General features: G+C 73.9%; 16 protein-coding genes and 4 pseudogenes. 13 read left to right on the forward strand and 7 right to left on the reverse strand.

All coding sequences use genetic code 11. The features are described 5' to 3' along the window. Window positions 1-1215: 1215 nt before the first annotated feature. Window positions 1216-1716, forward strand: coding sequence for a hypothetical protein (locus LIV37_RS43990; protein WP_020873536.1), 501 nt, complete (start codon window positions 1216-1218; stop codon window positions 1714-1716). Window positions 1717-1808: 92 nt separating this feature from the next. Here LIV37_RS43990 and LIV37_RS43995 read toward each other — a convergent pair whose 3' ends face one another. Both LIV37_RS43995 and LIV37_RS44000 read right to left on the reverse strand, forming a co-directional pair. Further along, window positions 1809-3833 carry an N-acetylmuramoyl-L-alanine amidase gene (locus LIV37_RS43995; RefSeq protein WP_020873537.1) on the reverse strand — a complete coding sequence of 675 codons (2025 nt, stop codon included), beginning with the start codon at window positions 3831-3833 and terminating at the stop codon, window positions 1809-1811. 168 nt (window positions 3834-4001) lie between these two features. Continuing rightward, the gene (locus tag LIV37_RS44000; protein WP_020873538.1) at window positions 4002-5105 is read right to left on the reverse strand and encodes an aminoglycoside phosphotransferase family protein; all 1104 of its coding nucleotides are present in this window, start codon (window positions 5103-5105) and stop codon (window positions 4002-4004) included. A 247-nt stretch (window positions 5106-5352) separates the two neighbouring features. Here LIV37_RS44000 and LIV37_RS44005 point away from each other — a divergent pair, with 247 nt between their 5' ends. Further along, the gene (locus LIV37_RS44005; RefSeq protein ID WP_020873539.1) at window positions 5353-6861 is read left to right on the forward strand and encodes a DNA-binding protein NsdB; all 1509 of its coding nucleotides are present in this window, start codon (window positions 5353-5355) and stop codon (window positions 6859-6861) included. Between the two features lie 193 nt (window positions 6862-7054). Here the strand turns inward: LIV37_RS44005 and LIV37_RS44010 are convergent, their stop codons facing one another. After that, window positions 7055-8638: a PP2C family protein-serine/threonine phosphatase gene (locus LIV37_RS44010; RefSeq protein WP_020873540.1), complete on the reverse strand. Its 1584-nt coding sequence runs from the start codon at window positions 8636-8638 to the stop codon at window positions 7055-7057. Window positions 8639-8952: 314 nt separating this feature from the next. Between LIV37_RS44010 and LIV37_RS44015 the strand changes: the two genes are divergently transcribed. The 6 genes and pseudogenes from LIV37_RS44015 (at window position 8953) to LIV37_RS44040 (ending at window position 18411) form a co-directional block, all read left to right on the forward strand. Then, entirely contained in the window at window positions 8953-10377 is a 1425-nt protein-coding gene (locus LIV37_RS44015) for a hypothetical protein (RefSeq protein WP_020873541.1), read from the forward strand. A gap of 337 nt (window positions 10378-10714) precedes the next feature. Then, a complete protein-coding gene (locus LIV37_RS44020) occupies window positions 10715-11881 on the forward strand; it encodes a glycosyltransferase family 4 protein (protein WP_121823798.1) in 1167 nt (388 codons plus the stop codon). 23 nt (window positions 11882-11904) lie between these two features. Beyond that, window positions 11905-13134, forward strand: a complete 1230-nt coding sequence (locus LIV37_RS44025) for a glycosyltransferase (protein ID WP_121823797.1) — start codon at window positions 11905-11907, stop codon at window positions 13132-13134. After that, window positions 13022-14317, forward strand: a complete 1296-nt coding sequence (locus LIV37_RS44030; RefSeq protein WP_420834373.1) for an SGNH/GDSL hydrolase family protein — start codon at window positions 13022-13024, stop codon at window positions 14315-14317. The genes LIV37_RS44025 and LIV37_RS44030 overlap by 113 nt, the downstream gene beginning before the upstream one ends. Continuing rightward, window positions 14314-17956 (forward strand): annotated as a pseudogene (locus tag LIV37_RS44035) (hydantoinase B/oxoprolinase family protein). Before LIV37_RS44030 ends, LIV37_RS44035 begins: the two are co-directional and overlap by 4 nt. Further along, window positions 17953-18411, forward strand: coding sequence for an ankyrin repeat domain-containing protein (locus tag LIV37_RS44040; RefSeq protein ID WP_020873546.1), 459 nt, complete (start codon window positions 17953-17955; stop codon window positions 18409-18411). Before LIV37_RS44035 ends, LIV37_RS44040 begins: the two are co-directional and overlap by 4 nt. A 143-nt stretch (window positions 18412-18554) precedes the next feature. On the opposite strand, the gene LIV37_RS44045 is transcribed toward LIV37_RS44040, so the two are convergent. Then, complete coding sequence (locus tag LIV37_RS44045) at window positions 18555-18725, reverse strand: hypothetical protein (RefSeq protein ID WP_254807152.1); 171 nt, start codon at window positions 18723-18725, stop codon at window positions 18555-18557. 84 nt (window positions 18726-18809) lie between these two features. Here LIV37_RS44045 and LIV37_RS44050 point away from each other — a divergent pair, with 84 nt between their 5' ends. Beyond that, entirely contained in the window at window positions 18810-18971 is a 162-nt protein-coding gene (locus LIV37_RS44050; RefSeq protein ID WP_254807153.1) for a hypothetical protein, read from the forward strand. Between the two features lie 223 nt (window positions 18972-19194). Further along, window positions 19195-19443, forward strand: a pseudogene (locus tag LIV37_RS44055) (WhiB family transcriptional regulator); the annotation flags it as partial. A gap of 172 nt (window positions 19444-19615) precedes the next feature. Here the strand turns inward: LIV37_RS44055 and LIV37_RS44060 are convergent. From LIV37_RS44060 to LIV37_RS44070, 3 genes and pseudogenes are all read right to left on the reverse strand, one after another. Then, the gene (locus tag LIV37_RS44060; RefSeq protein WP_020873549.1) at window positions 19616-20539 is read right to left on the reverse strand and encodes a 5-oxoprolinase subunit C family protein; all 924 of its coding nucleotides are present in this window, start codon (window positions 20537-20539) and stop codon (window positions 19616-19618) included. Then, window positions 20536-21179: pseudogene (locus LIV37_RS44065) on the reverse strand (5-oxoprolinase subunit B family protein). The gene LIV37_RS44060 and the pseudogene LIV37_RS44065 overlap by 4 nt, the downstream one beginning before the upstream one ends. A gap of 2 nt (window positions 21180-21181) precedes the next feature. Further along, the gene (locus tag LIV37_RS44070) at window positions 21182-21961 is read right to left on the reverse strand and encodes a LamB/YcsF family protein (protein ID WP_020873551.1); all 780 of its coding nucleotides are present in this window, start codon (window positions 21959-21961) and stop codon (window positions 21182-21184) included. 261 nt (window positions 21962-22222) lie between these two features. Here LIV37_RS44070 and LIV37_RS44075 point away from each other — a divergent pair, with 261 nt between their 5' ends. The 3 genes and pseudogenes from LIV37_RS44075 to LIV37_RS44085 all read left to right on the forward strand — a co-directional run bounded on the left by LIV37_RS44075 (window position 22223) and on the right by LIV37_RS44085 (window position 24766). Beyond that, complete coding sequence (locus LIV37_RS44075) at window positions 22223-22939, forward strand: GntR family transcriptional regulator (protein WP_121824922.1); 717 nt, start codon at window positions 22223-22225, stop codon at window positions 22937-22939. Between the two features lie 140 nt (window positions 22940-23079). Continuing rightward, window positions 23080-23802 carry a DUF969 domain-containing protein gene (locus LIV37_RS44080; RefSeq protein WP_020873553.1) on the forward strand — a complete coding sequence of 241 codons (723 nt, stop codon included), beginning with the start codon at window positions 23080-23082 and terminating at the stop codon, window positions 23800-23802. Beyond that, window positions 23799-24766, forward strand: a pseudogene (locus LIV37_RS44085) (DUF979 domain-containing protein). Before LIV37_RS44080 ends, LIV37_RS44085 begins: the two are co-directional and overlap by 4 nt. The last annotated feature ends 10 nt before the right edge of the window (window positions 24767-24776 follow it).

The raw sequence follows: 24776 nt of genomic DNA on the forward strand, positions 1-24776 counted from the left end.
CCCTCGGCGACGGCCTCAGCTGGACCGATGACGACTGGGGCTTCGAGGTGCCCATCCTGGTCGCCCTGGTCTTCCTCCACTGCGACCAGCCAGGACGCGCCGAGGAGCTGTTCAACAAGGGCATCGCCGAATGCGAGCGCAAGGGCTGGCGCGGCTCCCACCTTGCGTTCGGCTTCACCCTCCTCGGCTATGCCCGGCTGCGCCGCGGCGCCCTCGGCGAGGCGGAGGAGCTGGCCCGTGAGGGGATGCGGATCGCCGATCTGGTGGGCTCCTCGACACCCGCCCACTGGACCGCGGTCGGCACCCTCATCGGAACGCTGATCTGCCGGGGCCGGGTCCAGGAGGCTCAGGAGTTCGCGGCCCGCCACCGCGGCGAGACCCTGCCGCAGGCCACGCTCTGCCCCGATGTCCCGTCGGTCCGCGGTGAGCTGCTGCTGGCCGCCAGCCTCCACCGCGAGGCCCGGAACCAGCTCACCGAGGTCGGCCGCCGCATGGACGGGCGCGGTATGCGCAACCCCGCCTGGTGCCCCTGGCAGCTCCACCTCGCGCAGGCCCTCGCGCTGACCGATCCCCGGCAGGCCGCCGAGGTCGCCGACGACGCGGTGCGCCGCGCCCGTCAGTTCGGCACCCACTCCGCCATCGGCAAGGCGCTGCACGCCGCCGCCACCGTCACCCAGGGGCCGGACCGGATCAAGCTGCTGGCCGAGGCCGTCAGCCATCTGATGCGGTCACCGGCCGCGTACGACCTGGCCGTGGCGCTGGTCGACCACGGCGCCGCGCTGCGCCGCATCGGCCTGCCCCAGGAGGCCGGCGACCGGCTCTACCGCGGTCTGGAGGGAGCGGTGCGCTGCGGCGCCGACGCGCTCGCGGCCCGGGCCCGCGACGAGCTGTCCGCGGCCGGGCTGCGCCCCATGCAACTGCGAGTCGATCACACCAGCCCGCTGACCTCGCAGGAGCAGGTCATCGCCGAGCGGGCCGCCGAGGGCTGGTCGGACGCCCGGATCGGCGAGGCCACGGGGCTCGAGGAGCGCGAGGTCGCCCGGCTGCTGTCCGATGTCTACCGTAAGGTCGGCACCGACCGGTCCGGGCTGGCCAAGCGGCTCATCACCCCCACGGTCGGCCTTCCGCAGCGCCCGGCGCCCGACCCCGGATGAGGGGTGCGGCCCGGCCGCTCCCCGGCACGGCAACCGGCGCGCGGCCACGTACCATGTCCGCATGTCCTTCCTCCGCCGCCGCAGCGCCGCCACGCCCACCGGGCCGGACTTCGACGTCCTCGCCATGGACCCGGGAGACTGGCCCGGCGACCTCGGGGCGGGGCTGCTGCCCGCTCCGGACGGCACCTGCCAGGGCGTCTTCCTGCGCTACGACCTGTTCGGCGGCCGCGGCCCGGCGATGATCATCGGCAATCTGCCCGAGGGGTCCCCGGCCCGGGAGGTCGCCGAGGGCCAGCCGCCGTTCGAGGTGACCCAGCTGCTGGCGGCGCTGGGGAACGACGAGCCGGTTCAGGTGGTGGACACCGAGGACAGCCCGGTCATGCACGAGGACAATCTGCTCATCGTCCGCCGGATCAAGCTCTCCGAGGGCCGGATCTCCTGCGCCCAGTTCGACCGCAGCGACGGTGTGCTCGTCACCATCGCCAGCTGGGACCGGCCGATCACCGACGATCTGTACCGGCTGCTCAAGCCGCTGCCCGCGGAGATGTTCCAGCAGCGCTGACGGACCTTCGCCGGGGGCCGTGAGACGCCCGTACGGTCGCCCACCGGCCCCCGGCCGCCCGTCATACGGCGTCGGACTGACGGCCCATCAGCTCACTTCCCCGAGCGCCGGACCGTCACATCGGCGGCCCGGACGAACGCCACCCGGTGCCCGAACTGGATCTGGTAGTACACATCCTGGCCGCGCACCACCTTGTGGCCGGCCGGATCGAAGGTGGTCGCCCACAGATACTCGCCCCGCACCCTGAGCCCCAGCGGATAGGACTGCCCGGCGAGCAGCTTGTACGGCAGCGGCGAGACCGCCTGCACCGGCACACCCTCCGGATACGCCTCCTTCTCCGGGTAGGCGCGGCCGTACACCGGAACCTCCGCGGCCCCGGCCCTGGGCGTCACCACGAGCCCCTTGGCGCTCACCGCCGTCGGCCGCCGCTTGGGGTTCTGGAACCAGGCCCGCTGGCCGAGGTACCAGATCGCCGTCCAGTCGCCCTCGTGCCCCGCGACCGCGAACTGCTGCCCGGTGGTGGCGCGGGCGCCGGTGTCGTTCACCCCGGTCGTGGAGTCCGAGCCGTCCGGGCGCAGCCCGATGTCCTTGACCAGCGGGGCGTCCGCGCTCGGCGCGGTGTGCAGCCGCACCGCGGACGAGCCGTGCGGGGCACAGGCCTGGCCCGCCGTCTCGCAGTCGGTGTACGCGGGCCGGTTGGTGTCGTAGTCGGGGCGGACGGTGACCAGGCCGCCGGAGGAGCCCGCGGTGCGCCGGAAGGGCGCGCCGAGCAGGGTGAAGTAGTGCGCCCAGTCCCAGTAGGGCCCCGGGTCGGTGTGCATGCCCTTGATGGTGGAGGTGGTGGTGCCCGGCACATTGTCATGGCCCAGGATGTGCTGGCGGTCCAGCGGGATGTCGAACCGCTTGGCGAGATAGCGCACCAGCCGTGCCGAGGAGCGGTACATCGTCTCCGTGTACCAGGCGTCCGGGGCGGTCAGGAACCCCTCGTGCTCCAGGCCGATGGACTTGGCGTTGACGTACCAGTTGCCCGCGTGCCAGGCGACGTCCTTGAGCGGCACATGCTGGGCGATATGCCCGTCGGAGGAGCGCAGGGTGTACTGCCAGGACACATAGGTGGGGTCCTGGACCAGCTTGATGGTGGTGTCCCAGGAGCCCTCGGTGTCATGGATGACGATGTAGTCGACGGACTGCGAGGAGGGGCGGTCGCCCAGGTCGTGGTTGCCGTAGTCGCCCTCCCCGAACTCCTCGTAGGGCGCCGGGATCCACTCGCAGGACACGTCCTTCGGGGCCTCGACCCGCGGATCCCGCGCCCGGGACGGCAGACCGAGCGTCCGCAGCTGCCGGGTGTCCGGGGCGACATCGGGGGCCGCGTCGAGGGAGACCCGCTCGCCGCCGGCGGTCGTCCGCGCGGCACCGCCGCGGATCACCCCGTACACCTCGTCGGCGAAGAAGGCCGCGGCCGCGGCGTCATCGGCACCGGAGTAGGCCGCCACCGCCGCGTACCAGTCGGCGGGATCCTCGCTCGACGGCAGCCCCAGCCGCTTCTGCGTGGCGGCCAGCAGCGCCGCGCCGCCGCGCACATTGGCGCTCTCGTCGCCGCGCAGCGCCGCCGCGGACAGCCCGGTGAGGTCCGCGGCGCGGCTGAGGGTGCGCAGCCGGGCGGGCAGCTGCCGGGGCTGGGGAACGGTGGCCTTGGGGACCCTCAGCGGCCGGGCCAGATCGCCGCGCGCGTCCTCGGTGCCCTGGCTGTGGTGCGGGGCGGTGAGCAGGGCGGTGTGGGCGTCGGTGAGGTGCATGGGGCCATAGCCACCGGTGACGCTGGGCGCGCCACCGTGGCCGTCCCAGCGCGACTGGAGATATGACACGCCCAGGAGCACGCTCAGCGGAACGCCGTACTCGGCGGCAGCGGTCGCGAAGGCGCGCCGCAGGGTCCCTCCGTCGGCACCAGGTCCATCGGCCCGGCGCTGGTCGGCATGGGCGGCGGGGGTGGCGGAGACCAGTGGGAGCAGAAGGGCGGCGGACGCCGCGGCTCCCGCGGTCCGCAGCGTGGTTCTCCGGGTGGGGCCGGACGGGCTTCTGTGCGCGTCGTGGGCGCTGTCCTGTGCGGATCCTGGCATTGCAGCCTCCTCAAGCGGGCCGGGCCGAGCCGAGCCACTTAGAGATATGCGCTGCCAGGCGTGGCGTCAATCGCCGTCACCCGGACGGACGTTCGTATGTCCACCCGCCTGCGGCGCGTCACCGGTCCAGACCGGTGACGCGCCAGGCGGCCGCCACCCCGCCTCCGCTCAGCGGGTGCCGACCGCCGCCCGCACCGCGCGCCGGGCCAGCGCGCAGTCGTCGTGCAGCCGACGCAGCAGCAGCCGCTGCTCCTCACCGGCCGGCACCGCGCCCGGCACCACGGGAGCGGGGTCGTGCATGGTGCGCTGCACCGCGGTCTCGTACTGCCGGATCTCCCGCGTCAGCACCAGCATCAGATTCACCAGGAAGGAGTCCCGCGCGGCCGGGCCGGCGGCCTGCGCCAACTGGCTGATCTGGCGCCGGGTGACGGGGGCGTCGCCCAGCACCGTCCACAGCGTGGCCAGGTCATAGCCGGGCAGATACCAGCCCGCGTGGTCCCAGTCGAGGAGCACCGGGCCCGCGGGGGACAGCAGGACGTTGTTCAACAGGGCGTCGCCGTGGCAGAACTGCACCGGGGTCTGCCGCCCGCAGGCGTGCGAGACGCCGCGCAGCAGCTTCTGCAGATCGCCCATGTCCCGGTCGGTCAGCAGCCCGAGCTCGTGATAGCGGGCCAGCCGGGCGGCGTAGTCGATGGGGGCGTCGAACAGATCGGCGGGCGGCCGCCACTGGTTGATCCGGCGGATCGCACCCAGCACCGCGCCCAGATCGGCACGCGGCGGGGGCTCGGTGGGGTGGCGCTGCGCGGCCGCGATCCGCCCGGGCATCCGCTCGATGACCAGCGCGCAGTTGTCCGGGTCCGCGGCGATCAGCCGGGGCACCCGCACCGGCGGGCGCTGGCGGACGAACGCCCGGTACATCGCTATTTCCCGGCGGAACCGCTCGGCCCACGCCGGGGAGTGGTCCAGCAGGCACTTGGCCACCGCCGTGCTGCGCCCGGTCGCCCCGATCAGGAGCACGGACCGGCCGCTGCGCCGCAGCACCTGCACCGGGTTGAACTCCGGACAGATGCGGTGGACCGAGGTGATCGCGGTGCGCAGCTGCGCACCCTGTGGACCGGACAAGTCGAGTCTCCCGCGGGGCGGCACGGAGCCGAGGGCGGCGGTCCGCCGGGCCCGGCCGCCGGGGGCGGGATCGAGGTACGGCCCATTGCCGGGCAGCTGCCGCCGGTACGGCCGGGGCGGGGCGGACACGGAGGACGATGCTGCGTACATGGGCGAGACAGATCCCTTCGTGTGCCGACGAATTGCGTACGCACCCGGCCCCGGGGCGGGGCCGCACCCTGGGGAATGCGGTTCGGTCGAACTCGAGCCGCCACCGGGCCGGGTAACGCACTCCTACATCACACCCCTGTGCGGGTGGCACACCATCTGGCGGACCCTGGCGAACCCTGGCGAATAGTCGCACGGCTCGTGACGGGACCGTTACTGTCAAGTCAGCCGAGGAACCTGGGGGCTTGACGTGACGAGGGAACCCAACACCCGTCTTGCGGACCTGTTCGGCCTCGCCGGCTGGTCCAAGGGGGAGCTCGCGAGGCTCGTGAACCGGAAGGCGGCGGCCATGGGCCATCCGCAGCTGGCGACCGACACCTCGCGGGTGCGGCGTTGGATCGACACCGGCGAGACGCCGCGCGATCCCGTGCCCAAGGTGCTGGCGGCCCTGTTCACCGAGCGCCTCGGTCGAGTCGTGACCATCGAGGATCTCGGGTTCGGACGAGGGGGGCGCGCGGGAAAGGGGCAGTCCGGCGACGGGCTGCTCTGGCCGCCCGAGTCCACGGCCGCGGTCCTCACCGAATTCACGGGAATGGACCTTATGTTCAACCGACGCGGCTTGGTGGGTGCGGGTGCCGCGCTCGCCGCGGGATCCGCCATCACCGGTGCCATGAGCGACTTTCTGCTCTCCGACCCCACCCTCGCCACCGACGCGCCCCGTACCGACAACCCCCTCTCCGTCGAGCCCGTGGGCTTCGACCGCTACGAGGCCGCCCCCGTGGGCTCCCAGGAGATCGACGCCCTGGAGACCTCGGTTGAGGTCTTCCGCGCCTGGGACGCCGCCCGCGGCGGCGGGCTCCAGCGCAAGGCCGTGGTGGGCCAGCTCAACGAGGTGGGCGGCATGCTCGCCTACCGCCACCCCGAGCACCTGCAGCGCAGACTGTGGGGGGTGGCGGCCAATCTGGCCGTCCTCGCCGGCTGGATGTCCCATGACGTCGGCCTGGAGCCGACCGCCCAGAAGTACTTCGTCATCGCCGCCCACGCGGCCCGCGAGGGCGGCGACCGGCCCCGGGCGAGCGAGGCGCTCTCCCGGGCCGCCCGGCAGATGGTGCACCTCGGTCGCCCGGACGACGCGCTGGAGCTGATGAGGCTGGCCAAGTCCGGTGCGGGCGAGGCGGCGCTGCCGCGCACCCGGTCCATGTTCTGCACCATCGAGGCATGGGCGCAGGCGTCCAAGGGCCAGGGCCAGGCGGTGCGGCGCGCCCTGGGCGAGGCGGAGGAGCTGTTCGTCTCGGACCGGGACGACGGACCGGCGCCGAGCTGGATGCAGCTGTTCAACGAGGCCGATCTGCACGGCATGCAGGGACTGGTCTACCGCACCCTGGCGGAGCATGAGCCGGGGGTGGCGGGGATCGCCCAGAGCCATGCCAAGAAGGCGCTGCGGATGCGGGAGGGCGGGCGCCAGCGGTCCCAGATCTTCGACCACATCTCCATCGCCTCGGCCTGTTTCCTCGGCGGCGATCCCGAGCAGGCCGACCGCTATGCCCGGATGGCACTGCTGACGATCGAGCAGAACTCCTCGCACCGCACCTGGGACCGGCTGCGCGAGATGTACCGGCTCACCGGGCGGTACGGCACATCACCGGCGATCCGGGAGCTGCGCGAGGAGATCCAGCAGGTGATGCCGAAGGGAGGCGCGGGTAAGGGTGGCACGGGGCTGAAAGGGCCCGGTTCCATGGCCAAGAGCGCGGCCGTCTAGCGACCGGGCCACGCCGTACGCAGGGCATGACGAGGGGCAGTACGCGGGGTCAACGCCCTACGAGGGGCCGACGTCTTGCGCGGGGTCAAGGCCTCACGGGGAGTCGACGCCTTACGGGGAGCTGACGTCTTACGCGGGGTCAGCGCCCTCCGCAGGGGCCGTTCATCGCGTCACGCCGACGCGGGGCGCCGCGTCATGCGCGGGCGCCGGTGACCCTGGCGATCAGCACACAGGCGTCGTTCTCGCGCGGCTCGTCGCCGAACGCCTCGGCCACCGTCCGCACGCACTCCTGTGCGCCTTCGGCGGCGGTCAGTCGTGGCGCGAGCGCGAGCAGCCGCTCGGTGGCGCCCTCGGCGTCCCGGGCGAGCCGTCCGGTGTGCAGCACCAGCAGATCGCCCGGCTCCAGCCGCTCCTCGCACTGGGTGTACGCGGCGCCCGTCGTGGCGCCGAGCAGCACCCCGTCGGGAGAGCGCAGCGGGCGCCCCGTCCCGTCGCGGAACAGCAGCGGAGCGGGGTGTCCGGCCTGCGCCCACGCCAGGGTGCGGGTGCGCGGGTCGTACCGCGCGCAGACGGCGCCGACCAGCGCGGGCTGGGAGGAGACGGCGAGCAGCTGGTTGAGCCGCCCCATCACCGCGCCCGGCTCGATCCCGGCCACCGCCATGCCGCGCACGGCGCCCAGCAGCATGGCCATGCCGCAGGTGGCGGTCACACCGTGGCCGGTGAGGCCGCCGACGCTCAGCAGGGTGTGGCCATCGGGGAGTTCGAGCGCGTCGTACCAGTCGCCGCCGATCTGGGCGCTGGACTCGGAGGGGAGGTAGTGGGCGGCGAGGTCGAGGGCGGCGCCGTCGGGCGCCGGTCCGGCGCCCGGGAAGCCGTCGCGGGCCGGGAGCCGGAGGGAGCCGCGCCAAGGCGGCAGTACGGCCTCCTGCACCTCCACCGCCAGCCGGCGCTCGGTCCGGGCGATCCGCCGCTGGTGGCGCAGTGTGTCCCGGCTCTCGCGCACCGCGCGCTCGCTGCGGCGCAGTTCGCTCACGTCCCGGAGCACGGCCCACATGGAGGCGGTGCTGCCGTCGGTGTCCAGCACCGGCTCGCCCGCCATATGGACGGTGCGCACCACCTCGTCCTCGCGCACGACGCGGAACTCGCCGTCGATCGGCTTTCCGTCCACCAGACAGTCCGTGACCATCCCGGTCAGGATCGGCTGGTCCTCGGAGAAGACCCAGGAGGGCAGCTCGTCGAGGGTGAGCCCGCCGTCCCCGGGGTCGCGGCCGAAGATCCGGCAGAGCTCGTCGGACCAGGTCACCTCGTCGGTGAGGAGGTTCCACTCGGCGCTGCCGACCCGGCTCAGCAGCGAACCGGGGCCGGTGGCGGTGTGACCGGCGGCCTCACTTCCGGCCGGGGCCCCCGCCGCCGCGTCGGCCTCCGGCCCGGCGGGATCGACGGTCTCGGCGGGATCGGCCGTATCGACGGCATCGGCCGTATCGACGCGATCGACAGTTTCGGAAGGGCCGGCCGTCGCGGGGGCGTCGGCGGGCAGTCCCTCGCGCAGCTCGCCCAGATGCCGGCCCAGATCGTCCAGCTGGTGGACGGCGAGCTCGCACAGTGCGCGCTGCCAGCGCACCTGCGCGTCATCCGTGCCGCCCAGGTCCGCGACGGTGTCGCGGCGGACGGCGTCGAGCCCGCCGCGGAGCCGCTGGGTCTGCGAGATGAGGGCGTCCACCGTGTCACGCTGGGGAGGCGATACGGCGGGATGGTCCGCGGAGCGGGGGGACGGCATGACGTTCTCCGATACGGGCGCGGCGCGGCCGGGTCTTGAGGGAGGGACCGGTAACGACTCTTGCACAGGGTGCGACATCCCGTAAGCGGTTTGGCAATACCCGATCCGGTGGTGCTTGTGGCATATGCCGATGGCCTTCCGGGTGCATGTCGGGCGGGAATCGGCGGAGGGCGCGATTCCGGGTAGGCTGCGGCGCTCGGGAGTCCCCTCAGTCCCGCACCGTTCATCAGGCATACGGCGGCAGGACATCGGCAAGAATGCCGATCGACGGAAATCCCGTTGCCAGCGAACCTCCCGCACCGGATGCTGACCTCATGTTCGATCCAGACATAGCGCCCAGCGGCACCCTGCTCGGCCTCCTGCAGCGAGGCCGCGGCGACGGGACCCTGCACGCCCTCGCCGCGCCGCGGGCCGAGGCGCTCGCGGCACTGCACCACTGTGTGCTGCGCGACCCCCGCCGTGACTGGCAGGTCGAGAACCGCTCGCTCTATTACGCCAGGCTCTGTCTGGACCTCGACGCCGGGCTCGACGAGATCGAACAGCATCTGTTCCACCCCGACGACCTGGTCAACGACGACGAGGAGCGCACCGGGCTCGCCCTCTCCGTCCTCGGCCACCTCGCCGCCTACGGCAGGTCCGACGCTTTGCGGCTGCTGCGCCGCTACGCCGCGGCCGGCAGCAACTGGGAATGGGCCCTCGACGAGCTGGCCCTGCGCGACGACGACACCGGGCTGCGCGGCCTCGCCCCCGCCATCCTCGCCCACTTCCCCCGGAACCCCGACGGCGACGCCGAACTGGCCGCCGTGGTGCGCGGCGCCTACGAACCCCGGCCCTGGCGGCTGTGGGCCGACGACCCGGACCACGGGCCGCGGGTGCGCGCGGCGGCCGAGCGCGGCGCCTTCGACCGATGGCAGCGCCAGCTGCGGCCCTCGGGGCCGCGCCCCGGCTGGAGCGTCCACGACATCCTGCTGTGGGCCCAGCGCGAGCACGATCTGAAGCCGGACGCCCGCCGGCCCGACGCGGCCGCCCGCTGTCTGGCCGCCGTCGCCGGTCCCGAGGACCGGCCGGAGCTCCTCGCCGCCGCCGCGTCGGCCCCCGACGCCGCCCGCGCCGCGGCACTGCGGCACCTGGCGGAGATCGGCGACCCCGAGGTGCTCGACCTGATCGAGGCCGCCGTGACCGAGCCGGACGCCTCACAGCTGGTCTCCCAGGCGGCCCTCTCCGCCTTCGAACGCATGCGCAGTATCGCCGCCCTCGACCGGGCCCGCATCTGGGCCCACCGCCCCGACGCGCTCGGGGATGCGGCGGCCGCGATGCTCTCCTGCCGCGGCGGTCAGTACGACACCCCACTCGTACTCGCCGCACTCCGCCGCACGGTGCGGGCCGAGGGCCCGGACGCCCAGACGCTGTGGACGCTCGTCGACGGCGCCGGGCGCCTGACGATCTCCTGTGCCGCGCCCGTCCTGCGCCATATCTACCGGGAGACGGCCTCCTCCCATCTACGCGGCCGCGCCGCCCGCGCGCTGGCCGCCACCGATCCGTCCTTCGCGGCGGGCTTCGCGGTCGAATGCCTCTGGGACTGCGAGGAGAGCACCCGCGAAGTCGCCGCCCGCCACGCCGCCACCGCCGACGCCCGCGTCGTCGAACAGCTCCGCCGGCTGGCCGCCGACCCGGCGGAGGAGGCCGAGGTCCAGACGGCGGTCCGCAGCCGCATCGGACCCGAGACCCCGGGCTTCTGACCCCTCCCCGGCCGCCCCCGGCATACGGCCCCGGGGCAGGCGCCCCGAGACCGGGGGGGGCAGGCAACCCCCAAGGCGTCGGCCGCGTCTTCCTGGGCATGGGTGAGAGGCTCATCACCCTCCGTATCTCCGCTCCGTCCCGAACGGGGCCGTCGCAGCGAAACATTCACGCCGAGTGACCGGCCGCTGATTCCGGCGGGTTCATGCGGGTTTGCGGCGATCCCTCCAGGGGCCTGAGCGGGCCCCTCGAGGTGCGAGGGCCAACGCTCATGGGACGTTCCACGGCGCGAAACGTTCACGACGCCGGGGCCACCCTTCGTACGCCGACAACACCGGTATGCGTGTCGCCATCGTGACTGAATCCTTCCCACCCGACATCAACGGCGTCGCTCACTGCACGCTGCAGACCGCGGACCACCTCCACCGCCGTGGTCATCACCCCTTGGTCATCGCACCGGCGGGTCCCCCCGGAGGACCACCGCCCGCCGCGGCCGGCGGTCCACCCGAGAGCCAAGGGGAGATGGACCGGTCGCATCCGTACCCCGTCGTCCGTATCCCGTCCCTGCCCCTGCCCGGCTATCCGCAGGTGCGGGTCGCGCTGCCCAGCCGGAAGCTCGCGGCCGCGATCACGTCCCACGGCAGCGATGTCGTCCACCTCGCCAGCCCCTTCGTCCTGGGCGCGCGCGGGATGACGGCCGCGCTCCGGCTGCGGATACCCGCGCTGGCCGTCTACCAGACCGACCTGGGCTCCTACGCCCGCACCTACCTCGGCGCGGGCGAGAACGCCGCCTGGCGGCGCATCCGCGCCGTGCACACCGCCGCCGACCGCACCCTCGCCCCCTCCACCGCCGCCGCTCGCGACCTGGACGAGCACGGCGTGCCGCGGATCCGGCTGTGGCCGCGCGGGGTCGACACCGAGCGCTTCCACCCCTCGCGCCGCGACCCGGAGCTGCGCCGCTCGTTCGCCCCCGGCGGTGAGCTGATCGTCGGATACATCGGCCGCCTCGCCCCGGAGAAGAACGTCGAACTGCTCGCGCCGCTGAGCGAGCTGCCCGGTGTCCAGGTGGTCGTGGTCGGGGACGGGCCGAGCGAGCCCGCGCTGCGGGCGGCCATGCCGAGGGCCCGCTTCCTCGGCCGCCGCACCGGCAACGACCTGGCCCGCGTCTTCGCCTCGCTGGACGTCTTCGCCCACACCGGGCCCCAGGAGACCTTCTGCCAGACCGTGCAGGAGGCCCAGGCCAGCGGCGTCCCGGTGATCGCGCCCGCGGCGGGCGGCCCGCTGGACCTCATCGACCACGGGCGCACCGGGCTGCTGGTGCCGCCCGGGGACGCGACCGAGGTGAGCGACGCCGTATCGCTGCTCGCGGCCGACGCGAAGCTGCGCGCGGCGCTGGGCCGCGCCGGCCGGGAGGCGGTCGAGGGCCGCACCTGGGCGGCGATCGGCGACCAGCTCATCGACCACTACACCGAGGTCCTGGCGGCCCGTACGGCGGTCGCCGCATGAGCGCCGTGGGAGGAGAGCAGAGCATGAGCAACGGCAAGGGACTGCGCATCGTCCGGCTGGCCAACTTCGTCACCCCCGCCTCCGGCGGGCTCCGCACCGCGCTGCGCGAGCTCGGGGCCGGATACCAGGCGGCCGGGCACGAGGCCGTCCTGGTGGTGCCGGGCGAGCGGGTCTCGGACGAGCACACCCGGCAGGGACGGGTGATCACGCTGCCCGGGCCGACCATCCCCGGCACCGGCGGCTACCGCGTCCTGACCGACCGGCGGCGGCTGACCCGGCTGCTCGACGGCCTCGCACCGGACCGGCTCGAGGTGTCGGACCGCACCTCCCTCCGCTGGACGGGGGAGTGGGCGCGGCGCGCCCGCGTACCGGCCGTGATGGTCTCCCATGAGAGCGCGGACGCCGTGCTGCGCACCTGGGGGGTGCCGGACGGGTTCGCCGAGGGAGCCGCGGACCGGCTCAACCTCCGTACCGCGCGGGCGTACTCGCGGATCGTCTGCACCACCGAATGGGCGGCGCGCGAGTTTGTACGGATCGGCGCGCGGAACGTCGTACGCGCCCCGCTGGGCGTGGATCTCGGCCACTTCCACCCCTCCCACCACGACGCGGCGCTGCGGGACCACCACCGCGGTGAGGCGGCCGTGCTCATCGCCATGTGCTCGCGGCTCTCGCCAGAGAAGCGGCCGGGCCGGGCGCTCGACGCGCTCGCCGAGCTACGGCGGCGCGGCGTCTCAGCGGCGCTCGTGGTCGCCGGGGACGGGCCGCTCCGGCCGCGCCTGGAGGCCCGCGCCCGCGCCGAGGGGCTGCCGGCCGTCTTCATCGGCCATGTGGCGGAGCGGGCGGGGCTCGCCGCCATCCAGGCGAGCGCCGATGTGGTGCTGGCGCCGGGTCCGGCGGAGACCTTCGGCCTCGCGGCGCTGGAGGCGCTGGCCTGCGGTTCACCCGTCGTCGTCAGCGCGCTCTCCGCGCTGCCGGACATCGTCGGCGCGGCGGGCGAGACCGCGGCCGACAACGGAACGGCCTTCGCGGACGCCGTCGAGCGCGTCCTCGGCCGCTCGGAGCCGCTGCGCCGGGCGGCGGCCCGGGCCCGGGCCGAGCGCTACGGCTGGCCCGCGGCGGTCGCCTCCTTCCTGGCCGCCCATGACGCGTCCACCGAGGGCGTCCGGTGCGCCGACGGCGGTCGGCTCCCGGCCGCCGCGCTCCCGGCCGCTCCGGCGGTCTCCGCGCCCCGGGCCGTCGGCGGTGTGCGGTGAGCGCAGCCGACGCTCACACGGGGGCCGCGCTGGTACGGAGCCGTCCCGTACGGAGGCCGTCCCTAAGGACGGCCTCCGTACGGAGGCCGTCCGTACGGAGGCCGTCCTTACGGAGACGGGGTGTGCGGGGCAGGACGCGGCCGCTGCCCCGCACCGGGCGGGCCGGGCGCCGGGCACGACATCGGGCGACGCGGAGGCCACGGGCGCGGGCGAGGGCGCGGGCGAGGGCGCGGAGCCGCGCAGGCTGCGGTTCGCCGCCCTCGGCGACTCGCTCACCGAGGGGCTCGGCGACCCGGCGCCCGGCGGCGGATGGCGTGGCTGGGCCGCGCTGCTGGCGGCGGCGGCCGGGCCGCACCCCGACGAGCCGGTCGAGTTCGTCAATCTGTCCCGCAGCGGGGCGCTGGCCGCCGATGTCGCCGACGAACAGCTGCCCGCCGCCCGCCGCGCCCGCCCGCATCTGGTGTCGGTCGTGGTCGGCGGGAACGACACCCTGCGGGACTCGTTCGACATCCACCGGGTCGCCGAGGCCCTCGACCGCACGATCGGCGCGCTGCGCGCCGACGGCGCCGTGGTGCTCACCGCCTGCCTGCCCGACCCCGGGCGGATGCTGGGGCTGCCGTCCGCGCTGGCCCGCCCGCTGGGGCGCCGGATGCGCGCGGTGAACTCAGTGGTGCACGCGCTGTCCCAGCGCCACGAGGCGGTCCATGTGGAGCTGAGCGACCACACCTGGGTCGCCGACCGGCGGGCGTGGAGCGTGGACCGGCTGCATCCGAGCGAGCTCGGGCACCGGTTGCTGGCCAGGGAGTTCCACGGCGCCCTGCGCGCCCGGTCCATCGCGACCGGCGCCCCGCCGTCCCTGGAGCTCGACGGCCCCGCGCCCTCGCGCGCCGCCTCCGCGTGGTGGATGGCGACCCGCGGCACCCGCTGGATCGCGGACCGCTGCACCGACCTCCTGCCCGGTCTGGTCGCGCTGGCGGCCCTGGAATGGCGCCACCGCCTCAAGGGCACCGGACATCTGCTCGAGGACCGGGACCGGCGGGCGACGCTCGCCGCGCTCACCGCGGTGACCCGCGGCCCGGCCCCCGCCCACCTTCCGCACCCGGCCACCGCCCCACTGCCCCACCCGTCCGCCGATCCCGTCATCGCCGGCACACCGCCGTCCGCTGCGACAATGGCGGGGTGACGGGTCGCTGGGAATTCTGGATCGACCGGGGCGGAACCTTCACGGACGTCGTAGGCAAGCGTCCGGACGGCCGCCTGGTCACCCGCAAGCTGCTGTCCCACCACCCCGAGCGCTATCCGGACGCGGCCGTCGCCGGGATCCGGCGGACGCTGGGGCTCGGCCCCGGCGATCCGGTCCCGGCCGACCGGATCGACGTCGTCAAGATGGGCACCACGGTCGCCACCAACGCCCTCCTGGAGCGCAAGGGCGAGCCCACCGTCCTCGTCGTCACCGAAGGGTTCCGGGACGCGCTGCGCATCGCGTACCAGAACCGTCCCCGCCTCTTCGACCGCCGGATCCTGCTCCCCGAGGCGCTGTACGACCGGGTGGTGGAAATCCCCGAGCGGGTGGACGCCCATGGCGAGGTCGTCCGCCCCCTGGACCTCGACGCCGCCGCCGAGGCGCTGCGCGCCGCCCACCGCGACGGCTTCCGCGGCGCCGCCGTCGTCCTGCTGCACGGCTATCGGCACGCCGCACACGAACAGGCGGTCGCCGCGGTGGCGCGCGACCTCGGTTTCGCCCAGGTGAGCTGTTCCCACGAGGTCAGCCCGCTGATGAAACTGGTGTCCCGCGGCGACACCACCGTGGTCGACGCGTATCTGTCGCCCATCCTGCGCCGCTACGTCGAGGACGTGGCCGCCGAACTGCGCGATATCCGGCTGATGTTCATGCAGTCCAACGGAGGGCTGCGGGAGGCCGCGCACTTCCGGGGCAAGGACGCAGTGCTGTCCGGGCCCGCGGGCGGTGTGGTGGGCATGGCGCGCTCCGCCGGCGAGGCCGGACACGACCGGGTCATCGGCTTCGACATGGGCGGCACCTCGACCGATGTCTCGCACTACGCGGGCGAGTTCGAGCGGATCTTCGGCACCGAGGTCGCCGGGGTCCGGATGCGCGCCCCGATGATGAACATCCACACCGTGGCGGCGGGCGGCGGTTCGGTGCTCCACTTCGACGGCCGGCGCTACCGCGTGGGGCCGGACTCGGCCGGGGCCGTCCCCGGCCCCGCCTGCTACCGGCGCGGCGGCCCGCTGACCGTGACCGACGCCAATGTGATGCTCGGCCGGATCCAGCCGGACCACTTCCCCGCGGTCTTCGGCCCGCACGCCGACCAGCCGCTGGACGCGGTGACGGTCCGGGAGCGCTTCGCCGCGCTCGCCGAGGAGATCGCGGAGGCCACCGGCGACCGGCGCGGACCGGAGGAGGTCGCGGCGGGCTTCCTGGACATCGCGGTGCTCAACATGGCCAACGCGGTCAAGAAGATCTCCGTGCAGCGCGGCCGTGACGTCACCCGTTACGCGCTCACCAGCTTCGGCGGCGCGGGCGGCCAGCACGCCTGCGCGGTCGCCGACGCCCTCGGCATCGGCACGCTGATCGTGCCGCCGCTGGCGGGGTGCTCTCCGCATACGGCATCGGGGTGGCCGACGCCACCGCCATGCGAGAGCAGGCCGTCGAGGCGGAGCTGGGCGAGGAGACGCTGCCGCGGGTGCGGGAACTGTGCGCGCGGCTGGCCGGTCAGACCCGTGGCGAACTCCTCGCGGACGGGGTCCCGGAGGACACCCTGGACACCGTCGCCCGGGTCCATCTGCGGTACGCGGGCACCGACTCCAGCATCCCCGTCCCGCTCGGTTCCGCCCCCGCGATGACCGAGGACTTCGTCCGGGCGCACCGCACCCGGTACGCCTTCACCATGGACAAGCCGCTGGTCGTCGAGGCGGTGTCGGTCGAGGCGGTCGGCGCGTCCGGGCCCACCGGCGGCCATGCCGTGGAACGGCCGCCCGGGGAGGGCGAACTGGCTCCCGTGACGACCGTAAGGATGTTCTCGGACGGGCACTGGCAGCGGACGGAGCTCTACGAACGCGACCGTATGCGCCCGTCGGACCGGGTCACCGGGCCCGCGGTCGTCGCCGAGGAGGACGCCACCACCGTGGTCGATCCGGGCTGGCAGGCCACCATGGGCGAGCGCGGCCATCTGCTGCTCACCCGGGTCCGGCCGCGCCCGATCACCACCGCGGTCGGCACCGAGGTGGACCCCGTGATGCTGGAGGTCTTCAACAGCCTCTTCATGGCCATCGCCGAACAGATGGGCGTCCGCCTGGAGCACACCGCCCACTCCGTCAACATCAAGGAGCGGCTCGACTTCTCCTGCGCCCTCTTCGACGCCGAGGGCAACCTCATCGCCAACGCCCCGCACATCCCGGTGCACCTGGGCTCCATGGGCGAGTCCATCAAGGAGGTGCTGCGGCGCAACGGGGGCGCGATGCGGCCCGGCGATGTGTACGCGATCAACGACCCGTACCACGGAGGCACCCATCTGCCGGACGTCACCGTGGTCAGCCCGGTCTTCGACGAGCCGGGGGACCAACTGCTCTTCCTCGTCGCCTCGCGCGGCCACCACGCCGAGATCGGCGGCATCACCCCCGGCTCCATGCCCGCCTTCAGCCGCACCATCCAGGAGGAGGGCGTCCTCTTCGACAACTGGCTGCTGGTACGGGACGGGGCGCTGCGCGAGCGGGAGACCCGCGAGCTGCTGACCGGCGGGCCGTATCCGTCCCGCGCCCCGGACGCCAACCTCGCCGATCTGCGCGCCCAGATCGCCGCCAACGAGAAGGGCGTCCAGGAACTGCGCCGGATGATCGGGCAGTTCGGCCTCGACGTCGTGCACGCCTATATGGGGCACGTCCAGGACAACGCCGAGGAGTCGGTGCGCCGTATCGTCGCCGGGCTGCGCGACGGCTCGTACCGCTACGAGACCGACGGCGGGGCGGTCATCCGTGTCAGCCTTACGGTGGACCGCGACGCGCGTGGCGCCGTCCTGGACTTCACCGGCACCTCGCCCCAGCGGCCGGGCAACGACAACGCGCCCAGCTCGGTGGTGATGGCGGCCGTGCTCTATGTCTTCCGCACGCTGGTGGCCGAGGACATCCCGCTCAACAGCGGCTGTCTGAAGCCCCTGGAGGTCCGCATCCCCGAGGGTTCCATGCTCGCGCCCGTCTTCCCGGCCGCCACGGTCGCCGGAAACGTCGAGACCTCCCAGGCCGTCACGGGCGCCCTGTACGCGGCCCTGGGCGTCCAGGCCGAGGGCTCCGGCACGATGAACAACGTCACCTTCGGCAATGACCGCGTCCAGTACTACGAGACGGTCGCCAGCGGCTCCGGCGCGGGGGACGGCTTCGACGGCGCCGACGCCGTACAGACCCATATGACCAACTCCCGGCTGACCGACCCCGAGGTGCTGGAGTGGCGCTATCCGGTGCGGGTGGAGAGCTTCGCGATCCGCCGGGGCAGCGGCGGCCGCGGCCGTTGGCGCGGCGGCCACGGCGTCACCCGCCGCATCCGCTTCCTGGAGCCGATGACCGTCGCCCTCCTCACCGGCCACCGCCGGGTGGCCCCGTACGGCATGGCCGGTGGCGAACCGGGAGCGCTGGGCGCGAACCTGATCGAGCGCGCCGACGGTTCGGTGGACCGCCTGGACGGCCGCGACGCGGCGGACGCCGGGGTGGGGACGTCCTGGTCCTCCACACCCCGGGCGGCGGCGGTTACGGCCCGCCGGAGGAGGCCGGGGACGGATTGTCGGTGGCGGATGCCAGATTGGACGCATGACCGACTGGCAGGACATCCACGACTGGACGGATCCGCGGGCCGTGCGCGCCGCGCTCGCCGCGGGAGCCGACCCTGACCGCATCCTCGGCGGCCATATGGCGCCGCTGCACTCCGCGGCCTGCTCGGGAAGCGCCGAAGTGCTGGCCGAACTGCTCACGGTGGCGCGGGAGGTGGACCAGCCGGACGCGGCGGGCCGCACCGCGCTGTGGCACGCGGTGCGCAACTGGGACCGGGAGAAGGCGTCGGCGCTCATCGCGGCCGGGGCCGACCCCTGGCGGCGCCGGGAGGCCGACGGGCGGAGCCCGGGTGAGCTGGCGTGGTGGACGCCGCTGGCCGACCTGGTGGCCGGGGCGCCCGGCGCCCGGGAGCCGTCCCCCGAGGAGCGGGCCGCGCAGCGGGCGGCCGATGAGCTGATCGCCGCCTTCGACGGCGAGGGCGGGGAGTACCAGGACTGAGGCTGTGTGGCGTTCGTGGCCGGACGGAGCGTGCCGGAGGTCGTGGCCGCGCTGGGCGGAGACATCGTCGCCACCATCGGCGAGGACGAGGACGAGGTGGAGGACGGCGAGGAAGAGAACGGCGAGGAAGGAGGCGGGGCCGACTACGCGGATGTCCTGCTGGAGGAGGAGGGGCGCCTGCTGGTCGGCGCGGCGCCCGGTGGCGTGGTGCTCCAGCAGTTCGACGGGATCGCCATCCACGGCGAGGAGGTGCTGGCACCGCTCTCCCGGGGCACCGTGGCCGTCTCGGTCTTCGACCACCCCGACGCCTTCATCCACCCCTCCATAGCCCGTGACGGGGCGATGTGCTCCTGCCAGGAGGTCATGCTCGACCCGGAGCGGGGCGACCCGGAGGAGGCATGGCGGTATCGGTTCGGGACGGCGGGCATCCGTCCGGCTGGACGGCGCGGGCGCTGGCGATGGCCGCCGCGGCCACGGGGGTCGCGGTCGACGGCGGTCCGCGCTGGATCGGCCGGCCGGGCAGCACCGTCATCCTGCTGCCCGAGCGGCTGCGGGACTGACGCCCCTGGGAGGGCCCCCAAGCCGCCCCGGGGCTCAACCAGGCAGCCCGATATGAGGCATGGCGTGTTCGGATCCGTTTGCCGCCGCCACGATCGGAAACCCGAACCGTGTCAAAGCCCGCCCGGACGCGCCCGAATGACCCACGGGCGCCCGCCCCGCGCACCCCGCGCGTGAGCCCGACGGCGGGTGCTTTCAGCAACGTCGTTCACGGAAGGGGCAGCCATGGCCTGGTGGCATAACGCCGAATGCACGCACGAGGATCCGGAGCTGTTCTTCCCCGTGGGGGTGGCGGGTCCGGCCGCCCGGCGGCAGGAGTCGCTGGCCAAGGAGGTCTGCCGGCGCTGTCCGGTGATCCAGGAATGCCTGGACTACGCACTGGAGAGCGGAATGACCCACGGGGTCTGGGGCGGTACCGGTGAGGAGGAGCGCGCGCGCTGCGCCGTAAGGCACAGCGCAGGCAGCGCGTCGGCGCACGGCGCGCCCGCTGAGCGCTCCGCGGGAAGTGCCGCGAGGTGCGGTCGTTCATCCGCGGCTGTGCCGTGGCCGGCCACGCGGCGGAGCCGCATATCGACACTGCCGCGGCGGAGCGGCATATCGACACAGCCCCGCGCCCCTTCGGGGCGCACCCGAACCGCACCGGACTTCAGCGAGGCCGCTCAGGCCCGTCCGGGACGGTCCGCCCGGCAGTCCGACCCCAGGAGGTCCGGCCCAGCGGGGTGAACCGCACCGGAGTGCCGGGGACGGCCTGCGCCGCGGCGGCCAGATACCGCTCCGGCACGACGCCCACGACGGGGTAGCCGCCGGTTGTCGGATGGTCGGAGAGGAAGAGCACCGGCCGTCCGTCCGGCGGGACTTGGAGCGCGCCGAGCGCCATGCCCTCACTGGCCAGCTCACCGTCCCGCGCCCGCTCCAGCGAGGGGCCCTCGGTCCTCAGCCCGATCCGGTTGCTCGCGGCCGAGACGCGGAAGTCCCCGGTGGAGAGGGTGCGCAGCCCCGCGGGGGTGAACCAGTCGTCGCGCGGGCCGAGCACCACGGGGAGCACCAGTTCGGGTGCGACGCCGCGATGGGGAACCCCGTCCACGGCGGGCACCGGCCCGCGCGGCCGCCCGAGCCGCAGCACGGCGCCGTCCGCGAGCGGGGCTGGGCCCAGCCCGGAGAGCACATCCGTGGCCCGGCTGCCGAGCACCGGCTCGGCCTCGACACCGCCGTCGAACGCCACATAGCTGCGCACCCCGTGGGCGGCGGCCCCGGCCTCCAGGAGCGAGCCCGACGGCACCCGTACGGCCGCGCCCCACGCGGCGGGGCGGCCGTCGACCGTGACCGGACAGGGCGCGCCGGTGACCGCGACCGTCGCCGGGCGGCGCAGCCGCACCGCGCAGCCGGTGAGCGTGGTCTCCAGGGTCGCGGCCCCTTCGGCGTTGCCCACCAGGCGGTTGGCGAGCCGGTGGGCGGGCTGGTCGAGCGCCCCCGAGCGGGGCACCCCGAGATGGGCGTGGCCGGCGCGGCCGAGATCCTGGACGGTGGTGAGGGCTCCCGGCCGTACGACGACGAAGGCGCTGTCGGTCATGGCGCCGCCCCTTCCGGGGCCGCGCTGCCCGATACCGGGACGAAGCGGACGCGAGTGCCGGGGGTGAAGAGCGCCGCCGGTTCCCGCGCGGTGTCCCACAGCACGGTGTCCGTGGTGCCGATGAGCTGCCAGCCGCCGGGGACGAGCGCGGATAGACGCCCGTGTACCCGCCCGCGAGGGCCACCGAGCCGACCGGCACCCGGGTCCTGGGCGTGGCGTGGCGCGGCACGTGGAACCGCTCGGGCAGTCCCGTCAGATAGCCGAAGCCGGGCGCGAAGCCGCAGAAGGCCACCCGGAACTCGGCGCCGGAGTGGATCCGTACGGCCTCCTCGGGCGTCACCCCCCACCGCCGCGCGACCTCGTCCAGATCGGGCCCGTCGTACCGCACGGGCACCTCGACGATCTCGCTGTCGCCGCGGTCGAGGGGCGGTATCCGCCAGCCGGGCAGCTCGGCCGCGAGCCGCCCGGGGTCGGCGAGCCCGTCGAGGAACACGGTGCGGGCGGCGGGCACGATCTCGCGCACGGAGGGCAGCCGCCGCTCGGCGGCGCGGCGCAGCAACTCCGCGTGGAGCGCCTCCGCCGCCTCACCGCTGTCGAGCTCGATGAGCAGCCCGTGCTCACCGACGGGCAGGGTCCGCACCGTCATATGAACGCCGCCACGCGCACCCCCGCGGCGGCCAGCTCGGACCGCACCCGGCGGGCGAGGTCGGCGGCGCCGGGGGTGTCGCCGTGGACGCACAGCGAGCGCACGTCCACCTCGATGCGCCGTCCGTCGACCGAGGTCACCGCGCGGTCGCGGGCGAAGCCCAGGGCGCGCTTGACCACCGTGTCCGGGTCGTGGACCACGGCGCCGGGCTCGGTGCGCGGTACGAGCGTCCCGGCGGCGGTGTAGGCGCGGTCGGCGAACGCCTCGGCGATCACCGGCAGCCCGGCCGTGCGGGCTGCCTCGTGCAGCCGGGACCCGGGCAGCCCCAGCACCGGCAGCGGACCGCCGACGGCCAGCCTGACGCCCTCGATCACGGCCGCGGCCTGCGCCTCGTCGTGCACGCTGCGGTTGTAGAGCGCGCCATGGGGCTTGACGTAGTGCACCCGCGTCCCGGCGGCACGGGCGAAGATCTCCAACGCGCCGATCTGATAGGCGATCTCGTCGGCCAGCTCCCGGGGCGGGACGTCCATGCTGCGCCGGCCGAAACCGGCCAGGTCCCGGTAGGAGACCTGGGCCCCGACGCGCACCCCGCGCTCGGCGGCCAGCTCGCACACCCGGCGCATGGTCGAGGGGTCCCCGGCGTGGAAGCCGCAGGCGACATTGGCGCTGGTGACGATGGACAGCAGGGCCTCGTCGTCGGTGAGCTGCCAGCGGCCGAACCCCTCGCCGAGGTCGGCGTTGAGATCGATGGACAGGTTCGCCAAGGATGCGGTCATATCCGTCCGTTCGGGCGTGGGGATACGTGAGGGGATGCGGATGGCACCACAAGGTAAGCGATCGTTGAACGATCCGACAAGATGGTTGTTGTCCAGTAGCGGTTTCTGGGCTTGACTTCTCGCTATACGGGACGAACGAGACACCGAACAGGGGCTGATGTGGCGTACGGGGCAAAAGGTGCAAATCGCCGTTCCGGCGAGTCGTCGGACGAGTCGCCGGAGGTGTCGGAGGCGCCGGAGACGGCGGAAGCCGTGGAGCCGGTGGAGCCGGACGGGTACGCCCCGGTCCCCGGTCTCGCCGCCGGTCTCGAGGCCGACCGGGCGCTGCTGGGGCGCACCAGCACGGCGGAGCGCGTCGCGGACATCCTGCGCGACCGCATCGCCGAGGGGTTCTTCCCGCCCGGCACCCGGCTGTCCGAGGACAGCGTGGGCGGCGCCCTCGGGGTCTCGCGCAACACCCTCCGGGAGGCGTTCCGCCTGCTGACCCACGAGCGGCTGCTGGTGCACGAGCTGAACCGCGGCGTCTTCGTCCGCGTCGTCACGGTGGACGACCTCAACGACATCTACCGCGTGCGCCGGCTCGTCGAATGCGCGGCGGTGCGCGGTCTGGGCGAGCCGCCGTACGAGGTGCGGGCGGTCGAGGCGGCGGTCCTGGCGGGCGAGCGCGCCGCCCGGGACCGGGCCTGGGAAGACCTGTCCACCGCCAATATCCGCTTCCATCAGGCGATCGTCTCCCTCGCCGAGAGCCCCCGGGCCGACGAACTGATGCGCGCGGTGCTGGCCGAGCTCCGGCTGGTCTTCCACGTCATGGCCGACCCCCGCCGCTTTTACGCTCCCTATCTGGTGCGCAACCGTCAGATCCTGGAGGTGCTCCAGGGCGGCGACGCGATGGAGGCCGAGCGGCTGCTCGCCTCCTATCTGGACGATTCCCAGGGACAGTTGGCCGACGCCTACGGGCGGAAGATGTCCCGTCGATAGAGGTTTCCCAGCGGTAAACGATCCGGCGGGGCCGGAACAAGTTCGTTTCAGGCTCTTGTCGGATCGTTGAACGAACGCCTAGCCTCCGGTGCACCCTCCTCACGCCCCCGTGAGGTCCTTGTGCGCGGAAGGCGGGACGCATGATCGTTCTCCTTGGCGTCCTCGTGGTGATCCTCGGATTCGCCACACGACGCAACCCGTTGCTGGTGGTGGGGGTCGCCGGCATCGCCACCGGACTGCTGGCCAAGCTCTCGCCCCAGGAGATCCTGGCGGCCTTCGGCAACGGCTTCGCCTCCAGCCGCTCGGTGACGATCTTCGTCATCACCCTGCCCGTGATCGGCCTCCTGGAGCGCCACGGCCTCCAGGAACAGGCCCGTACCCTCATCGGCCGGCTCGGCAAGCTCACCACCGGCCGGTTCCTCGCCCTCTACCTGTTGCTGCGCCAGCTCACCGCCGCCCTCGGCCTCACCAGCATCGGCGGGCCGGCCCAGAGCGTCCGGCCCATGGTCGCGCCGATGGCCGAGGGTGCGGCGGAGCGCCGCCACGGCCCGCTGCCCGAGCGGGTCCGCGAGCGCGTCCGCTCGTACTCCGCCAGCGCCGACACGGTCGGGCTGTTCTTCGGCGAGGACTGCTTCCTGGCCATCGGCTCGATCCTGCTGATCACCGGGTTCGTCAACACCACGTACCACACCCACCTGGAGCCCCTGCAGCTGGCGCTGTGGGCCATCCCCACCGCCGTCTGCGCGTTCCTCATCCACGGCTTCCGGCTGCTGCGCCTGGACCGCTCGCTGGACCACGACCTCGCCGCCTCCGGCGGCCGATCCGCTGCCGAGGGCAGCCGCACCGCGGAGGAAGCCAAGTGATCAAGGCGGAGTGGTTCTACTGGCTCGTCGGCGCCGTCTTCCTCGCCATGGCCGCCCAGATGGTCGTCGACCGCACCAACCCCAAGCGCCTCGGCTCGGCCGCGTTCTGGGGGCTGCTCGGCGGCTGCTTCTTCTACAGCAGCTGGGTGGTGGAGAAGAAGGCCCCGGCCGAACCGCTGGGCGTCGCCGTCCTCGCCATGGTCTGCCTGGGCGGCTTCCCGCTCACCGGGCGCGGTGTGCCGCGCACCACCACGCCCGAGCAGCGCGCCGCCTCGGCCGCCCGGCTCGGCAGCAGGCTGTTCGTCCCGGCGCTCACCATTCCGCTGGTCGCCGTCGTGTGCGCCTCGGCCGTCAAGCACTGGCACATCGGGGGCGAACCGGTCCTGGAGGCGGGCAGCGAGACCATCCTGGGCCTCGGCTTCGGGGCGATCGTCGGGCTGCTGGTCGGCATGGTCGTGGTGCGCGAGCGGCGGCCCGCGGTGCCGCTGCACGCGGGCCGGAGCCTGCTGGAGTCCATGGGCTGGGCGCTGCTGCTGCCGCAGCTGCTCGCCGTGCTCGGCTCCATCTTCCAGGAGGCCGGGTGGGCACCCAGGTCGGCAAGATCACCGAACAGGTGCTGCCGGAGGGCCAGAAGTACGTGGCCGTGGCCGTCTACTGCGTGGGAATGGCCCTGTTCACCGTCATCATGGGCAACGCCTTCGCCGCCTTCCCGGTGATGACCGCCGCCATCGGCTGGCCCGTGCTCATCCAGCAGATGCACGGGGACGCGCCCGTCGTCCTCGCCGTCGGCATGCTGGCCGGATTCTGCGGCACGCTCGTGACACCCATGGCCGCCAACTTCAATCTGGTGCCCGCCGCCCTGCTGGAACTCAAGGACCAGTACGGGCCCATCAAGGCGCAGATCCCCACCGCCGGAGCGCTGCTGGTCTGCAACATCGCCATCATCTCGCTGTTCGCCTTCTGAAGGGGCCGCT

The organism is Streptomyces rapamycinicus NRRL 5491 (assembly GCF_024298965.1).
Taxonomy (GTDB): domain Bacteria; phylum Actinomycetota; class Actinomycetes; order Streptomycetales; family Streptomycetaceae; genus Streptomyces; species Streptomyces rapamycinicus.

Excerpts from the sequence above, each read along its gene's own strand:
- LIV37_RS43990 (WP_020873536.1), top strand. The coding sequence starts at position 1,216 with ATGTCCTTCCTCCGCCGCCGCAGCGCCGCCACGCCCACCGGGCCGGAC.
- LIV37_RS43995 (WP_020873537.1), bottom strand. The coding sequence starts at position 3,833 with ATGCCAGGATCCGCACAGGACAGCGCCCACGACGCGCACAGAAGCCCG.
- LIV37_RS44000 (WP_020873538.1), bottom strand. The coding sequence starts at position 5,105 with ATGTACGCAGCATCGTCCTCCGTGTCCGCCCCGCCCCGGCCGTACCGG.
- LIV37_RS44010 (WP_020873540.1), bottom strand. The coding sequence starts at position 8,638 with ATGCCGTCCCCCCGCTCCGCGGACCATCCCGCCGTATCGCCTCCCCAG.
- LIV37_RS44015 (WP_020873541.1), top strand. The coding sequence starts at position 8,953 with ATGTTCGATCCAGACATAGCGCCCAGCGGCACCCTGCTCGGCCTCCTG.
- LIV37_RS44020 (WP_121823798.1), top strand. The coding sequence starts at position 10,715 with ATGCGTGTCGCCATCGTGACTGAATCCTTCCCACCCGACATCAACGGC.
- LIV37_RS44025 (WP_121823797.1), top strand. The coding sequence starts at position 11,905 with ATGAGCAACGGCAAGGGACTGCGCATCGTCCGGCTGGCCAACTTCGTC.
- LIV37_RS44030 (WP_420834373.1), top strand. The coding sequence starts at position 13,022 with ATGACGCGTCCACCGAGGGCGTCCGGTGCGCCGACGGCGGTCGGCTCC.
- LIV37_RS44040 (WP_020873546.1), top strand. The coding sequence starts at position 17,953 with ATGACCGACTGGCAGGACATCCACGACTGGACGGATCCGCGGGCCGTG.
- LIV37_RS44045 (WP_254807152.1), bottom strand. The coding sequence starts at position 18,725 with ATGAAGGCGTCGGGGTGGTCGAAGACCGAGACGGCCACGGTGCCCCGG.
- LIV37_RS44050 (WP_254807153.1), top strand. The coding sequence starts at position 18,810 with ATGGCGGTATCGGTTCGGGACGGCGGGCATCCGTCCGGCTGGACGGCG.
- LIV37_RS44060 (WP_020873549.1), bottom strand. The coding sequence starts at position 20,539 with ATGACCGACAGCGCCTTCGTCGTCGTACGGCCGGGAGCCCTCACCACC.
- LIV37_RS44070 (WP_020873551.1), bottom strand. The coding sequence starts at position 21,961 with ATGACCGCATCCTTGGCGAACCTGTCCATCGATCTCAACGCCGACCTC.
- LIV37_RS44080 (WP_020873553.1), top strand. The coding sequence starts at position 23,080 with ATGATCGTTCTCCTTGGCGTCCTCGTGGTGATCCTCGGATTCGCCACA.